The organism is Aureimonas sp. AU20, assembly GCF_001442755.1.
GTDB lineage: Bacteria > Pseudomonadota > Alphaproteobacteria > Rhizobiales > Rhizobiaceae > Aureimonas.
Genome location: NZ_CP006367.1, coordinates 297,402 through 311,715, shown reverse-complemented (window position 1 = coordinate 311,715; position 14,314 = coordinate 297,402). Strand labels below are relative to the sequence as shown.

Genomic DNA, 14,314 nt, shown 5'->3' with positions numbered 1-14,314 from the left:
CCCGCGGCCGAACCGATTCGCGACCGCAACCCTTCGCGACTGCTTCAGGAGTCGTTCTTGTCCAAGATCCAATCCAACCGACCCTTGTCGCCGCACCTTTCGGTGTATCGCTTCCGTCCGACCATGGCGATGTCGATCCTCCATCGCATCACCGGCGGCGCCCTGTATTTCGGCACGGCGCTCGTGGTCTGGTGGCTCCTGGCGGCGGCGAGCGGCGAGGCGGCCTTCGGCCATGCCTCGGCCTTCTTCGGCTCGATCTTCGGCCGGCTGATCCTGTTCGGCTACAGCTGGGCCCTCCTGCACCACGCCGCCGGCGGCATCCGCCACCTGATCTGGGACACCGGAACCGGCCTCGGCCGCGAGGAATCCACCCGCTTCGCCATCGCCACGCTCATCGCCTCCCTGGTTGGGACGGTTCTGTTGTGGCTCGTCGTCGCCATCTTCTGAAGGAGAAGCGCCATGGATATGAGAACGCCCCTCAAGCGCGTGCGCGGTTCCGGCGCGGCCGGCGAAGGCACGGGCCATTTCTGGCTGCAGCGCGTCACCGCGATCGCCAACCTCTTCCTGATCGCCTTCTTCATCGTGCTTCTGATCTCGCTGCATGACGAGAGCTACGAGACGGTGCGCGCGGCGCTGGCCAACCCGATCGTCGGCCTCGTCATGGCGCTCTGCGTCGTCGTGCCCTGCATCCATATGCGCCTGGGCATGCAAACGATCATCGAGGACTATTTCCACGGCGCGCTGAAGCTGCCGCTGGTGATCCTCAACACGTTCTTCGCGTTTCTCGTCGGCGCGGCCGCCGTGTTCGCGATCCTCAAGATGAGCCTGGGAGCTTAATCGCCATGGCGACCGCACAGCCGCACCGCACCGCCGCCCCGGGCCAGAACGGCAAGGCCTACGAGTTCATCGACCACGTGTTCGACGTCGTGGTGGTGGGCGCCGGCGGCGCCGGCCTTCGCGCCACGCTCGGCGCCGCGCAGGCGGGCCTCAAAACCGCCTGCATCACCAAGGTCTTCCCGACCCGCTCGCACACGGTGGCAGCCCAGGGCGGCGTCGCCGCCTCGCTCGGCAATATGGGCGAGGACAACTGGCGCTGGCATATGTACGACACCGTCAAGGGGTCGGACTGGCTGGGCGACCAGGACGCGATCGAATATCTCGTGCGCAACGCGCCCGCCGCCGTCTACGAGCTCGAGCATTTCGGCGTGCCCTTCTCGCGCACGCAGGACGGCAAGATCTACCAGCGGCCCTTCGGCGGCATGACCACCGATTTCGGCAACGGCCCGCCGGCGCAGCGCACCTGCGCCGCCGCCGACCGCACTGGCCACGCCATCCTGCACACGCTCTATGGCCAGTCGCTGCGCTATTCCTCGGAATTCTTCATCGAGTATTTCGCGATCGACCTGATCATGGACGAGGAAGGCGCCTGCCGCGGCGTCGTCGCCCTCAACATGGACGACGGCTCGATCCACCGCTTCACCGCCAAGAAGACGATTCTCGCGACCGGCGGCTACGGCCGCGCCTATTTCTCCGCTACCTCCGCCCATACCTGCACGGGCGACGGCAACGCCATGGTGCTGCGCGCCGGCCTGCCGCTGCAGGACATGGAGTTCGTGCAGTTCCACCCGACCGGCATCTACGGCGCGGGCTGCCTCATCACCGAGGGCGCGCGCGGCGAGGGCGGCTATCTCACGAACTCGGAAGGGGAGCGCTTCATGGAGCGCTACGCCCCGTCGGCCAAGGATCTCGCCTCGCGCGACGTCGTGTCCCGCTCCATGACCATGGAGATCCGGGAGGGGCGGGGCGTGGGCAAGAACAAGGACCACATCTTCCTTCATCTCGACCATCTCGACCCGAAGATCCTGCACGAGCGCCTGCCGGGCATCTCGGAATCGGCGCGCATCTTCGCGGGCGTCGACGTGACCAAGGAGCCGATCCCGGTCCTTCCGACGGTCCACTACAACATGGGCGGCATCCCGACGAATTATCACGGCGAGGTGCTGACCAAGAAGGACGGCGATCCCGACGCCGTGGTGCCGGGCCTGATGGCGGTGGGCGAGGCGGCCTGCGTGTCGGTTCACGGCGCCAATCGTCTTGGCTCCAACTCGCTGATCGATCTCGTCGTGTTCGGCCGCGCCGCCGCGCTGCGCTGCGTCGACACGGTGACGCCGGGCGAGAGCCAGGCGCCGCTGCCCAAGGGCGCCGGCGAGAACTCGCTCGCCCGCCTCGACCGCTTCCGCTACGCGAACGGCTCGACCTCGACGGCGGACCTGCGCGGCGCCATGCAGCGCACGATGCAGTCGAACTGCGCCGTGTTCCGCACCGGCGAAGTGCTGGAAGAAGGGCACCAGAAGATCCACGACGTTTGGCGCTCGTCGGACGACGTGCGCGTCACCGACCGCTCGCTGATCTGGAACACGGACCTGATCGAGACCCTGGAATACGACAACCTGATCTCCCAAGCCGTCGTCACCATGGACTCCGCGCTGGCCCGCCAGGAATCGCGCGGCGCCCATGCGCGCGAGGACTTCCCCGATCGCGACGACAAGACGTGGATGAAGCACACGCTCTCGTTCTGCGACACGGACAACAAGACCATCCGCCTGGACGACCGCCCGGTGCACACCTACACCATGTCGAACCAGATCGAGTACATCGCGCCCAAGAAGCGCGTTTACTGATCGAGCCACGGCAAATGCCATCGGTTCGATTGCAGGAGAGAACCGATGGCGTCGATAGGGCACAATAGCGGACGGCAGGGTTCGATGTTCGCGATCGTTTTCGATCTGGATACCAACAGCTTGAAGGACGTCTATGGCGGTCCTTCCTGGAACAATGCCTATAACGATGTGCGCGCTTTCTTAAAGAAGCGCGGCTTCGGCTGGCAGCAGGGCAGCACCTACTTCGGCGACGAGACGGTGAACGAAGTCTCCTGCGTTCTGACGATTCAGGACCTTGCCGAAACCTTCGACTGGTTCGCGCCGTCCGTGCGTGACGTTCGGATGCTTCGGATCGAGTCGAACAACGATCTTATGCCGGCAGTCGAGCGGGTCCGGGGGCGGAAGGGCGCCTGATGCCGAGGCCGGGTCTCCGGCTTGGTCACGATGGGGTGGAGCCTTCCGGATCGCATCTTATGGCGCGTGGCGGGGCGGTCTTTCCCGCCCCTCGTGCCTTTGCTATCTCGTCCTTATGAGAACCCCTGCGCTGCGCGCGATCGGTGAGAGCATTCTGCGGCGCGGCCGGACCTTTCGCTTCGCGGTGAAGCAGCGGCTCCGGCTGACCGACCGGCCGACGCTGGTGGTCTATCCCGGGCGCCTCGCCGACGGGCGGCTTTCGCTCCTGGGCCGCGTTCTGGAGGACGAAGGCGTGTTCGGCGCGCCCCATTCCAACTCCACGCTCTGGAACCTCTATCTCACCTTCAAGCGCTACGAGACCGACGAGATCGGCGGCGCGCGCCTCCACTGGGAGGGGCTGGGCGGCGCGGGCGAAGTGGTCAGCAATCGCGACGGCTATTTCCGCATCCAGGCCGAGGGGCTGACCATGCCGGAGGGCGACAAGCCCTGGGCGACCCTGCGCGTCACGCTGCAAAAGGCGCGGGGCTACGATTTCGAGCCGCTGTCGGTGGAGGCGCGGGCGCGCGTCGTCTCGGGCCATGCGCGCTTCGGCATCATCTCGGACATCGACGACACGATCATCCACACCGGCGCCTTTAAGATGCTGCGCCATTGGCGCATCGTCACGGCCAATTCGCCCGAGGCGCGGCTGCCCTTTCCCGGCGTGTCGCGCTTCTACCGCGCGCTGACGGAGGGCGCGGCGGGGCCGGACACGAATCCCGTCTTCTACGTTTCTTCCAGCCCCTGGAATCTTGCCGACATCTTCGAACGCTTCATGGTGCTGCGGAGCATTCCGGTTGGCCCCATGCTCCTGCGCTCGCTTTCCTCCGACGCGCTCGGCTGGCTCCTGCGCCGCCACCACGGGCACAAGGACGGGATGATCGACGCGGTGTTGGCGGCCTATCCCGAACTTCCCTTCGTGCTGATCGGCGATAGCGGGCAGAAGGACGCGGCCGTCTACGCCAAGGCCGTGGAGCGCCATCCTGGCCGGGTTCTGGCCGTGCATATCCACGACGTCCTGCCCGAGGGCTCGCCGATGGAGGCGGTGAAGGAGGCGCTGGCGCGCATCGAGGCGGCGGGCGTGCCGACCACGATGGGCCGCACGCTGGCCGACGCCGCGCGCCAGGCGGAGGGTGCCGGGCTGGTGGCCGGCGGAACCGAGCAGGCCGTGCTGGCCGAGATCGCGGCCGAGGAGGGCAAGCCGAGCCGCTTCGGACGCTTTCCCGCCATCGTCCAGCCCTGAGCCGTGGCGCGGGCGGAAGGCTGGAAAAGAATTCGAAAGCTCCGGTCTCCTACAATCGTTTAAAGCGGCGCCCGCGCGCTTTGGCCGTGTTGCACCGCCGCGCTATTCGTGTTTAGCCCCATTCTAAAGAACTGACGTCGCATCGGAACATCGTCCCATGGTGGAACTCAGCCTTCCCAAGAACTCGGTCGTCGGCAAGGGCAAGACCTGGCCGAAGCCGGCTGGCGCCAAGACCGTGCGCGAGTTCGGCATCTATCGCTGGTCTCCGGACGACGGGCAGAACCCGCGCGTCGACACGTTCTATGTCGATACCGACGATTGCGGGCCGATGGTGCTCGACGCGCTGCTCTGGATCAAGAACAACGTCGATTCGACCCTGACGCTGCGCCGCTCCTGCCGCGAGGGCATCTGCGGCTCCTGCGCCATGAACATCGACGGCTCCAACACGCTGGCCTGCACCAAGGGCATGGACGAAGTGTCGGGCGCGGTGAAGGTCTATCCGCTGCCGCACATGCCGGTGGTCAAGGACCTCGTGCCCGATCTCACCGTGCCCTACGCGCAGCTGCGCTCCATCGAGCCCTGGCTGAAGACCGAGACGCCCGAGCCCGAGAAGGAATGGCGCCAGAGCCATGACGACCGCGAGAAGCTCGACGGCCTCTACGAGTGCATCCTCTGCTTCTGCTGCCAGACCTCCTGCCCCAGCTACTGGTGGAATGGCGACCGCTATCTCGGCCCCGCCGTGCTGCTCCAGGCCTATCGCTGGCTGATCGATTCGCGCGACGAGGCGACCGGCGACCGCCTGGACCAGCTGGAAGACCCCTTCCGCCTTTATCGCTGCCACACGATCATGAACTGCACGCAGGCCTGCCCCAAGGGCCTGAACCCGGCCAAGGCGATCGCCGAGATCAAGAAGATGATGGTCGAGCGCCGCGTCTGATCCCTGCTGCGCGATTCTTTGTCGCGCAGGATCATTCTTTCGCCGCCGCCCTGCATCCGCCGTCTTGCCCGTGCCGTATCTCCGGCACACGAGACGGCGGAGCTTTTTGCCATGATGCGTTCCAAATTCCTTCGGCCGGGCGTCGTCGCGCTCGGCCTTCTGGCGTCGCTCGCCCCGGCGGCGGCGCAGGCCGAGGAGGCGATCTTCGCCGGCGGCTGCTTCTGGTCCATGGAGACCGATCTCGACCGCGTCGACGGCGTCACCTCGACCACGTCCGGCTATATCGGCGGCACGCTGAAGAACCCGACCTATCAGGATGTCGTCACCGAGCGCACGGGCCATTACGAGGCGGTGAAGGTGACGTTCGATCCCGCCAAGATCTCCTACGACAAGCTTCTTTCGGCCTATTGGCATTCGATCGACCCGACCGACGCCGGGGGACAGTTCTGCGATCGCGGCCCCTCCTATCGCACGGCGATCTTCCCGCTGAACGATGCGCAGCGGCAGGCGGCGGAGGCATCCGCCAAACAGGTCTCCGCCGATCTGAAGCAGACGGTCGCGACGCAGGTCCTGCCGACCGCGACCTTCTATCCCGCCGAGGACTATCACCAGGACTTCGCCAAGAAGAATCCCGCCCACTACAACGCCTATCGGATGGGCTGCGGGCGGGACCGGGCGGTGCGCGCGGTCTGGGGCGACAAGGCGCAGATGGGGCTGAAGCCCGCCCATAGCTGACGGCGGGGCGGGGCGCGCTGTCGCACCGCGAAAATCTCCGTGCAAGGCCGGGAACCAAAGCGGGCCTTCGCGCTTCTTCCCGCAACGACGCCGGCGCGGCGTATCGCGCGCCGGCCCTTGCACGGACTTTCGCAGGAGCATTCGATGGCCAAGGCGGGCACCACCCCGATCCATCCCACCAAGAACTCGATGAACGAGAACCTTCGGGCCTCGATGATCGAGCTTTTGCAGAAGCATCTCGCCTCGTCGATCGACTTGTCCTACTCGGCCAAGCAGGCGCATTGGAACGTCAAGGGTTCCAACTTCATCGGCGTCCATCTTCTGTTCGACCGGCTGCACGAAGAGGCCGAAGGCTATGTCGACACGATCGCCGAGCGCCTGACGGCACTGGGCGGCCAAGCGCGCGGCACGGTGCAGGCCTCCTCCGAATCGACGCTGCTCGATCCCTATCCGCTCGATCTCGTGGATTCGATGGACCACCTGAAGCGGCTCGCCGACAATTACGCCAAGTGGGGCGGCGCCCTGCGCGAGGCGGTCAAGGAAGCCGACGACGCGGGCGACGACCTGACCGCCGATCTCTTCACCGAAGTCGGCCGCGCGATCGATAAGTCGCTCTACTTCCTGGAAAGCCACTTCCAGCGCGCCTGAGATCGCTGGGGGCTCCCGCAAGGAGCCCTCACGATCTTGGCAAGGGCCGACAGCGGGACGAACGCTGTCGGCCTTTTTGCGTTGTGGGTTTAAGGTGCGGCGTGCACATTGCGCGCGGACAGGAGGCTCGGCCCATGCGACATCCCCAACTTCCCAGCGAGGGCGGCTGCCGCTGCGGCGCCGTGCGGCTTCGCATCAACGCCGCGCCCATCGCCACCATGGCCTGCCACTGCAAGGGCTGCCAGCGCATGACCTCCAGCGCCTATTCGCTGAGCGCCATGGTGCCGGCCGAGGGGTTCGAGGTGGTGCAGGGCGAGCCCGTCCGAGGCGGGCTCAAGCAGGGCGGCATCCACCATTTCCTCTGCCCGGACTGCGGAACCTGGCTGTTCACCCGCTTGGACGGCATGGACGACCTCGTCAACCTGCGCCCGACCCTTATGGACGACACGACCTGGTACGCGCCCTTCATGGAAACCTATACCAGCGAGAAGCTCGTTTTCGCCGAGACCGGGGCCAGAATGAGCTTCGACACGTTTCCCGACGAGAGCGAGTTTCCCCATATTCTCCAGGCCTATGCGGCGGCCATGGCCAGCGCCTGATCGGCCCTTAGGGCCGTGAAACGGCGGAGCATTCGACGCGAAAGCGATAGAGGTGGCGAGCCGCGTCCCTCGGGCCGGGCTTGCCCCGCCCGGCCGGAATCGCCACCTGAAGGTCTGCCGCTGGCGGAGCGCTTGCATCGCGCCAACGCCCCTGCCATGCCGCGTTTGAGGCTGTTATGGACCATGGACAGGCCTTGTGTCGGATCAGCGAAGATCAGGCCGCGAGGAGGAGAGATCGGTCAAGACTGGCCGTCTTGACCGATCTTTCTGACGCTGCGGATGGGTTCGCCGATCCGACCCTTCGGGCCGACCGCCCCAAGCCGCCGGGGGGCGTCGCCGGCCTTGCCCATAGCCCCGCTATGGGCTGCACCCGGCTCCTACCCGGCGACTTGGGTCGGACGGCACAAGGCCTGTCCATGGTCCATAACAGCCTCTAACCTCCCGCGTCCCCGCAGCCGAGCGATCCGCCTTGTCCCTTCTCGGAGACCTGTTTCCGCCCCGCACCGTGCCGGTGCTCGTGCCCATGCCGGCCGAGCGGCCCTATAGCTACGTGGTGCCGGAGGGAATGGAGGTCGAGCCGGGCTCGATCGTGCAGGTGCCGCTCGGGCCCCGCCAGGTGGCGGGCGTCGTGTGGGACGGGCAGACGGACGCGGTGGACCCCAAGAAGCTGAAGGCGATCACCCATGCCTTCGACTGCCCCCCCTTGTCGGAGGCGATGCGCCGCTTCGTGGACTGGGTGGCGGACTACACGCTCTCGCCGCCCGGCCTCGTCGCGCGCATGGTCCTGCGGGTGCCGGTGGCCTTCGATCCCGAGCCGCTGGTGGACGGTCTGCGGCTGACCGAGGCGCGGCCCGAGCGCCTGACGCCGGCCCGCCAACGCCTGCTCGAGACAGCGGGCGCGGGCGGCGAATGGACCCGGCCGGGGCTTCTTCACGCCAGCGGCGTCTCGGCCTCGGTGCTGGACGGGCTGGTGAAGGCAGGCAGTTTCGAGACCGTCAAGCTGCCGCCCCATCCCATCGTCTTCCCGCCCGACACGGCCTTTGGCCGCGCCGAACTCAGCCCCGACCAGCGCGAGGCGGCGGACCGGCTGTGCGAGGCGGTGGAGGAGGGAAGCTTTTCCGTCTCGCTCCTGGAAGGCGTCACCGGCTCGGGCAAGACGGAGGTCTATTTCGAGGCGGTGGCCAAGGCGCTGGAGGCGGGCCGGCAGGTGCTGATCCTCCTGCCCGAGATCGCGCTGACGCAGAGCTTCATCGACCGGTTCCACCAGCGCTTCGGCACCGAGCCGGCGCAATGGCATTCGGACGTGGCGCCGCGTAATCGCGAGCGCGTCTGGCGCCAGGTGGCGGAAGGGCGGGTGCGGGTCGTGGCCGGCGCCCGCTCGGCGCTGTTCCTGCCGTTCCAGGACCTCGGGCTCGTGGTCGTCGACGAGGAGCACGACCCCGCCTACAAGCAGGAGGACCGCACCTTCTACCACGCGCGGGACATGGCCGTGGTGCGCGGGCAGATCGGGGCTTGCCCGGTGATTCTGGCCTCCGCCACGCCCTCGCTGGAAACGCGGGTCAACGCGCGCTCGGGGCGCTACCGCCATGTGCCGCTGACCGGCCGTTTCCAGGCCGCCGCCCTGCCGAGCCTCCAGCTCGTGGACCTGCGCCGCCACCCTCCGGCGCGCGGTCGCTTCGTCTCGCCAGTGCTTCTCACCGCGATCGAGGAGACGATCGCGCGCGGCGAGCAGGCGCTCCTGTTTCTCAACCGGCGCGGCTATGCGCCGCTGACGCTCTGCCGCGCCTGCGGCCATCGCTTCCAGTGCCGGCAGTGCTCCTCCTGGCTGGTGGACCATCGGCTGCGCGGCGTGCTCCAATGCCACCATTGCGGCCATTCCGAGCACCGGCCCGAGGCCTGCCCCGCTTGCGGCACGCTGGATCATCTCGTCGCCTGCGGCCCCGGGGTGGAGCGTGTCGCCGAGGAAATGCTCCAGAGCTTTCCCGAAGCGCGCACGATTCTCCTGTCCTCGGACCTGCCGGGCGGCGCGCGGCGGCTGCGGCGCGAGCTCGACGCGGTGGCCGAGGGCGAGGCCGACATCGTCATCGGCACGCAACTCGTCGCAAAGGGGCACCATTTCCCTCTGATGACGCTGGTCGGCGCCGTGGATGCCGATCTCGGCCTTGCCAATGGCGATCCGCGCGCCGCCGAGCGCACCTTCCAGCTTCTGCATCAGGTGACCGGCCGTGCCGGGCGCTCGGGTCTGCCGAGCCGGGGGCTGATCCAGACCTTCGCGCCCGAGCATGCCGTGATGCAGGCGATCGCCGCCGGCGACCCCGAGCGCTTCTACGAGCGCGAAACGGCCGAGCGCGAGCGGGCGGGCCTGCCCCCGTTTGGCCGTTTGGCGGCGCTGATCGTCTCGGCCGATTCGCGGCGCGAGGCGGAGGAATACGGCCGCCTCCTCAGGCTCGCCGCACCGCAGGACGGCGATCTCGAAGTGCTCGGCCCCGCCGAGGCGCCGCTCGGCCTCGTGCGAGGGCGCCACCGCTTCCGGCTCCTGATCCAGGGCGGGCGGCGGGCGCCGCTGCAAAGCTTCGTGCGGGCCATGATGGCGAACGCCCCGCGCCCGCGCGGCTCGGTGCAGGTTCAGATCGACATCGACCCGCAAAGCTTCCTATGAGGGGCCGAATATAAAGAGGGGAGCGGACAGGCATGACGAAGACGGGATGCCGCATGGCGCGCCGGCTGCGAGCCGGCCCCGCCTTGGCGATCGCGCTTCTGGCGGGACTCGCGAGTGCATTGGTGGCTCATGCGCAGGAGTCCGCGCCCCCTGTCCCCACCGCCGATCCTGCCGCACCGCCCGAGACGACGCCACCAACGGGCGGGGACATCATCGCCTGGTATCCCGCGCCCTCGCGCTGCGCCTATTTCACGCCGGAGGACGCCGCGCGCTTCCAGCCGGACCGGCCCGAGACCTGGCGCTTCCGCTTCCTGATTCTGGCCGCAACGCCCAAGCCCGGCGAATCGACAGCCCAAGCCGCGCGCGGATACGTCATGAAGGACGGGCTCCTGCGCGAGCTGGAGACGGTGCGCAGCGGCCCCGACGCGGACGGGGCGAGCGTCACGGTCTGGCGCTCCGTCGGCGAGCCGCGCCTCAACATCACCACGACCCTCAAGGTCGACGGCGAGGAGCACGGGGCGCCGCGCCAGCGCGGCACGCTGGCCACGATCCGGGGCGACGGCCGAGAGGTGAGCGAGATCACCGGCACCTGCGCGCCATGAGCCGGCTTGACCTTCGCGCCGTCCTCGCGTCCATCACCCCGAGTTGTTTCTTCCCGGCGGGTTGACCGTCGATCCGTTCACCTTTTCGCGAGCGCCCGCCCATGTCCCTCGTCCTGCCCGACAACCTGCCCGACCTCCTGCCCTTTCTGGCCGCCTGCATCTCGGTGGTCTACGGCCTCTTCGCCATGTTCGCCCCGCGCCTGTTCCTACGCGCCCACGGGCTCGACACGATGGAGGCGCGGCGCACGGGGCTGGCCGAAATCCGGGGCACGATCGCGGGCTTTCCCCTGGGGCTCGGGGTCGCGCTTCTGACGCTCGGCTCCTATCAGACGCTGATTCAGCTCTCGATCGGCGCGGCCTGGCTCTTCGTCGCCTTCGGGCGGCTCGTCTCCATCCTGTCTGACCAGGGCGCCTCGATTCTCAACTGGACCCTGTTTCTGTTCAACCTCGCGCTCGCCGCTCTGTGTCTCGCCCCGGCCTTCGGCCTCGTCTCGGCGTGAGCCCGCGCGCGGCGTAAAGCCGTTTGCGCCTTCGATAAAATGGGCGTCGAAGCTCCATTGTCGTCCCCGGATCGCTGTGTTAGACGGGCTTCATTCCGGCGCGGCGGGTTGTTTGTTCCCATCCGTCGCCATTTTTTTGACCCGTTTCAGGTGTCGCGCTCGGCTCCCCCCGCGAGGCGCCTCGAACCAGACGTGAAGAGACGCTCGTCCGTGGCAACATCATCCTCTCCGGTTTCCGGAGTCGCAGAACGCTACGCCCAGTCCCTCTTCGAACTCGCGCGTGACGAGGGTTCGCTCGAGACGGTGGAACGGGAACTGGTGCAGTTCCAGTCCCTGATCGAAGAGAATGCCGACTTCCGCCGTCTGGTCGAAAGCCCCGCTTTCAGCTCCGACGTCCAGCTTCAGGCGATCGACGCGATCGTCGCCGCCACGGGGCCGACGCCGCTCGTCGGCAACTTCCTCAAGGTCGTGGCCGGCAATCGCCGCCTCTTCGCCCTGCCCGCCATCGTCCGGGGTTTCCGGGAGATGGCCGCCGCCCATCGCGGCGAGGTCGAGGCGGAGGTCGTGAGCGCCCATCCCCTGACCGACGAGCAGCGCCGCGAGCTGGCGGACGCGCTCGGCAACTACACCCACAAGTCGGTGACGATGCGCGAGAGCGTCGATCCCTCGCTTCTCGGCGGCCTCGTGGTCCGCATCGGTTCGCGACAGGTCGACACCTCGCTTCGCACCAAACTCTCATCCCTTAAGCTTGCGCTGAAAGAGGTCGGCTGATGGACATCCGGGCCGCGGAAATTTCCGCAATCCTCAAGAACCAGATCAAGAACTTCGGCAGCGAGGCGGAAGTCTCCGAGGTCGGTACGGTTCTGTCCGTCGGTGACGGTATCGCCCGTGTCTACGGTCTCGACCAGTGCCAGGCCGGCGAGATGGTCGAGTTCCCCGGCGGCGTGCGCGGCATGGCGCTCAATCTCGAAACCGACAATGTCGGCGTCGTGATCTTCGGCTCCGACCGCGACATCAAGGAAGGCGACACGGTCCGCCGCACCGGCGCCATCGTGGACGTTCCGGTCGGCAAGGGCCTGCTCGGCCGCGTGGTCGATGGTCTGGGCAATCCGATCGACGGCAAGGGCCCGATCGAGGGCGCAGAGCGCCGCCGCGTCGACGTCAAGGCGCCGGGCATCATTCCGCGCAAGTCGGTGCACGAGCCGATGTCGACCGGCCTCAAGGCCATCGACGCGCTGATCCCGATCGGTCGCGGCCAGCGCGAGCTGGTGATCGGCGATCGTCAGACCGGCAAGACCGCCATTCTGCTCGACACGTTCCTCAATCAGAAGCCGGCGCACGACGCGGGCAACGAGAAGGAGCGTCTCTACTGCATCTACGTCGCGATCGGCCAGAAGCGCTCGACCGTGGCGCAGTTCGTCCGCACGCTCGAAGAGCGCGGCGCCATGCAGTATTCGATCGTCGTCGCCGCGACGGCGTCCGACCCTGCCCCGCTGCAGTACATCGCGCCCTTCGCCGGTTGCGCCATGGGCGAATATTTCCGCGACAACGGCATGCATGCCGTGATCGCCTATGACGATCTGTCGAAGCAGGCCGTCTCCTACCGTCAGATGTCGCTCTTGCTGCGCCGCCCGCCGGGCCGCGAAGCCTATCCCGGCGACGTGTTCTACCTGCACTCGCGCCTTCTGGAGCGCGCGGCCAAGCTCAACGACGACATGGGCGCCGGCTCGCTGACCGCCCTTCCGGTCATCGAGACGCAGGCCAACGACGTGTCGGCCTATATCCCGACCAATGTGATCTCGATCACCGACGGCCAGATCTTCCTCGAGACCAACCTGTTCTACCAGGGCATCCGCCCGGCGGTGAACGTCGGCCTTTCGGTCTCGCGCGTCGGCTCCGCCGCGCAGATCAAGGCGATGAAGCAGGTCGCCGGCTCGATCAAGGGCGAGCTCGCCCAGTATCGCGAGATGGCCGCTTTCGCGCAGTTCGGCTCGGATCTCGATGCGGCGACACAGCGGCTCCTGAACCGCGGCGCTCGCCTTACTGAACTCCTGAAGCAGCCGCAGTTCTCGCCGCTGAAGACGGAAGAGCAGGTCGCGGTGATCTTCGCCGGCACGCAGGGCTACCTCGACAAGCTCAAGGTGACCGACGTCAGCCGCTTCGAGGAAGGCCTCCTGTCGCTTCTGCGCACGGAGCACAAGGCGATCCTCGACGCGATCGCCACCGAGAAGCAGCTGTCGGACGACACGCGCACCAAGCTCAAGGGCGCGCTCGACCAGTTCGCGAAGTCCTTCGCCTAAGATCGGCCAGCGCCGGATAGGAGACGCACCAGACCCATGGCTTCGCTCAAGGATCTGAGAAACCGCATCGCTTCGGTGAAGGCGACGCAGAAGATCACCAAGGCCATGCAGATGGTCGCGGCGGCCAAGCTTCGTCGCGCCCAGGATGCGGCCGAGGCGGCGCGTCCCTATTCCGAGCGCATCGCGTCGGTGATGCGCAACATCGCCGGGGCGATGGAGGGCGGCGAAGCCACGTCGCCGCTCATGGCCGGGACGGGCAAGGACGACACGCATCTGCTCGTCGTCTTCACAAGCGATCGCGGCCTTTGCGGCGGCTTCAACGCGCAGATCGTGCGTCTGGTGCGTGACCATGTCCGCCGCCTGGAAGGCGCCGGCAAGACGGTGAAGATCATCTCCGTCGGCAAGAAGGGCACGGACATCATGCGCCGCGACTTCGGGTCGAAGATCGTTGCGCGTCTCGACCATAGCGGCCACCGCACGGCCAACTTCGCCGCCGCCGAGACCGTCGCCGACATGGTGATGGACATGTTCTCGAAGGGCGAGTTCGACGTCGCGACCATCTTCTTCTCGGCCTTCGAGAACGTGATCACACAGCGCCCGACCGCCCAGCGCATCATCCCCGCCGATGTCGGCGTGGCGGAAGGCGAGGCTCCGGCCCAGGCGACCCAGGGCGGCGCGCTCTACGAGTACGAGCCGGAGCCCGAGGCGATCCTGGCCGACCTCATCCCGCGCAACATCAAGGTTCAGGTGTTCCGGGCGCTGCTCGAAAACGCCGCGTCCGAACAGGGCGCGCGCATGAGCGCCATGGACAACGCCACGCGCAACGCCGGCGACATGATCAACAAGCTGTCGATCTCCTACAACCGCCAGCGCCAGGCGCAGATCACGACGGAACTGATCGAGATCATCGCGGGCGCCGAAGCGCTCTGATGGATTGCGGTCGGTGCCGTGAAGGGCGCCGGCCGGTTTTACCAGACG

General features: G+C 67.3%; 15 protein-coding genes. All 15 read left to right on the top strand.

Translation table 11 applies throughout. The features are described from left to right. Positions 1 to 57: 57 nt before the first annotated feature. The 15 genes from sdhC to M673_RS01365 all read left to right on the top strand — a co-directional run bounded on the left by sdhC (position 58) and on the right by M673_RS01365 (position 14,266). The gene (gene sdhC, locus M673_RS01435) at positions 58 to 447 is read left to right on the top strand and encodes a succinate dehydrogenase, cytochrome b556 subunit (protein WP_061973032.1); all 390 of its coding nucleotides are present in this window, start codon (positions 58 to 60) and stop codon (positions 445 to 447) included. 12 nt (positions 448 to 459) lie between these two features. Further along, on the top strand, positions 460 to 837 hold the full coding sequence (sdhD, locus tag M673_RS01430) for a succinate dehydrogenase, hydrophobic membrane anchor protein (protein WP_061973030.1): 378 nt from the start codon (positions 460 to 462) through the stop codon (positions 835 to 837). 5 nt (positions 838 to 842) lie between these two features. After that, positions 843 to 2,681, top strand: a complete 1,839-nt coding sequence (sdhA, locus tag M673_RS01425; protein ID WP_061973029.1) for a succinate dehydrogenase flavoprotein subunit — start codon at positions 843 to 845, stop codon at positions 2,679 to 2,681. Positions 2,682 to 2,765: 84 nt separating this feature from the next. Continuing rightward, positions 2,766 to 3,074, top strand: a complete 309-nt coding sequence (locus tag M673_RS01420) for a virulence factor (protein ID WP_061973027.1) — start codon at positions 2,766 to 2,768, stop codon at positions 3,072 to 3,074. A gap of 115 nt (positions 3,075 to 3,189) precedes the next feature. Further along, positions 3,190 to 4,356, top strand: a complete 1,167-nt coding sequence (locus tag M673_RS01415) for an App1 family protein (RefSeq protein WP_061973025.1) — start codon at positions 3,190 to 3,192, stop codon at positions 4,354 to 4,356. A gap of 157 nt (positions 4,357 to 4,513) precedes the next feature. Beyond that, positions 4,514 to 5,293 (top strand): succinate dehydrogenase iron-sulfur subunit, encoded by a 780-nt coding sequence (locus M673_RS01410; RefSeq protein ID WP_061973024.1) that lies wholly within the window; start codon positions 4,514 to 4,516, stop codon positions 5,291 to 5,293. A gap of 111 nt (positions 5,294 to 5,404) precedes the next feature. Next, positions 5,405 to 6,028 carry a peptide-methionine (S)-S-oxide reductase MsrA gene (gene msrA / locus M673_RS01405; RefSeq protein WP_148639944.1) on the top strand — a complete coding sequence of 208 codons (624 nt, stop codon included), beginning with the start codon at positions 5,405 to 5,407 and terminating at the stop codon, positions 6,026 to 6,028. Positions 6,029 to 6,172: 144 nt separating this feature from the next. Further along, on the top strand, positions 6,173 to 6,676 hold the full coding sequence (gene dps, locus M673_RS01400; protein ID WP_061977542.1) for a DNA starvation/stationary phase protection protein Dps: 504 nt from the start codon (positions 6,173 to 6,175) through the stop codon (positions 6,674 to 6,676). Between the two features lie 134 nt (positions 6,677 to 6,810). Further along, complete coding sequence (locus M673_RS01395) at positions 6,811 to 7,275, top strand: GFA family protein (protein ID WP_061973022.1); 465 nt, start codon at positions 6,811 to 6,813, stop codon at positions 7,273 to 7,275. Between the two features lie 469 nt (positions 7,276 to 7,744). Continuing rightward, entirely contained in the window at positions 7,745 to 9,934 is a 2,190-nt protein-coding gene (locus M673_RS01390; RefSeq protein ID WP_061973020.1) for a primosomal protein N', read from the top strand. A gap of 32 nt (positions 9,935 to 9,966) precedes the next feature. Further along, a complete protein-coding gene (locus M673_RS01385) occupies positions 9,967 to 10,536 on the top strand; it encodes a hypothetical protein (protein ID WP_148639943.1) in 570 nt (189 codons plus the stop codon). A 101-nt stretch (positions 10,537 to 10,637) separates the two neighbouring features. After that, positions 10,638 to 11,036, top strand: coding sequence for an AGROH133_08824 family phage infection protein (locus M673_RS01380; protein WP_061973017.1), 399 nt, complete (start codon positions 10,638 to 10,640; stop codon positions 11,034 to 11,036). Positions 11,037 to 11,246: 210 nt separating this feature from the next. Continuing rightward, the gene (locus M673_RS01375) at positions 11,247 to 11,807 is read left to right on the top strand and encodes a F0F1 ATP synthase subunit delta (protein WP_061973015.1); all 561 of its coding nucleotides are present in this window, start codon (positions 11,247 to 11,249) and stop codon (positions 11,805 to 11,807) included. Continuing rightward, positions 11,807 to 13,336, top strand: coding sequence for a F0F1 ATP synthase subunit alpha (gene atpA, locus M673_RS01370; protein ID WP_061973013.1), 1,530 nt, complete (start codon positions 11,807 to 11,809; stop codon positions 13,334 to 13,336). The genes M673_RS01375 and atpA overlap by 1 nt, the downstream gene beginning before the upstream one ends. Positions 13,337 to 13,372: 36 nt before the next feature. Continuing rightward, a complete protein-coding gene (locus M673_RS01365; RefSeq protein WP_061973012.1) occupies positions 13,373 to 14,266 on the top strand; it encodes a F0F1 ATP synthase subunit gamma in 894 nt (297 codons plus the stop codon). The last annotated feature ends 48 nt before the right edge of the window (positions 14,267 to 14,314 follow it).

Excerpts from the sequence above, each read along its gene's own strand:
- sdhD (WP_061973030.1), top strand. The coding sequence starts at position 460 with ATGGATATGAGAACGCCCCTCAAGCGCGTGCGCGGTTCCGGCGCGGCC.
- sdhA (WP_061973029.1), top strand. The coding sequence starts at position 843 with ATGGCGACCGCACAGCCGCACCGCACCGCCGCCCCGGGCCAGAACGGC.
- M673_RS01420 (WP_061973027.1), top strand. The coding sequence starts at position 2,766 with ATGTTCGCGATCGTTTTCGATCTGGATACCAACAGCTTGAAGGACGTC.
- M673_RS01415 (WP_061973025.1), top strand. The coding sequence starts at position 3,190 with ATGAGAACCCCTGCGCTGCGCGCGATCGGTGAGAGCATTCTGCGGCGC.
- M673_RS01410 (WP_061973024.1), top strand. The coding sequence starts at position 4,514 with ATGGTGGAACTCAGCCTTCCCAAGAACTCGGTCGTCGGCAAGGGCAAG.
- msrA (WP_148639944.1), top strand. The coding sequence starts at position 5,405 with ATGATGCGTTCCAAATTCCTTCGGCCGGGCGTCGTCGCGCTCGGCCTT.
- dps (WP_061977542.1), top strand. The coding sequence starts at position 6,173 with ATGGCCAAGGCGGGCACCACCCCGATCCATCCCACCAAGAACTCGATG.
- M673_RS01395 (WP_061973022.1), top strand. The coding sequence starts at position 6,811 with ATGCGACATCCCCAACTTCCCAGCGAGGGCGGCTGCCGCTGCGGCGCC.
- M673_RS01385 (WP_148639943.1), top strand. The coding sequence starts at position 9,967 with ATGACGAAGACGGGATGCCGCATGGCGCGCCGGCTGCGAGCCGGCCCC.
- M673_RS01380 (WP_061973017.1), top strand. The coding sequence starts at position 10,638 with ATGTCCCTCGTCCTGCCCGACAACCTGCCCGACCTCCTGCCCTTTCTG.
- atpA (WP_061973013.1), top strand. The coding sequence starts at position 11,807 with ATGGACATCCGGGCCGCGGAAATTTCCGCAATCCTCAAGAACCAGATC.
- M673_RS01365 (WP_061973012.1), top strand. The coding sequence starts at position 13,373 with ATGGCTTCGCTCAAGGATCTGAGAAACCGCATCGCTTCGGTGAAGGCG.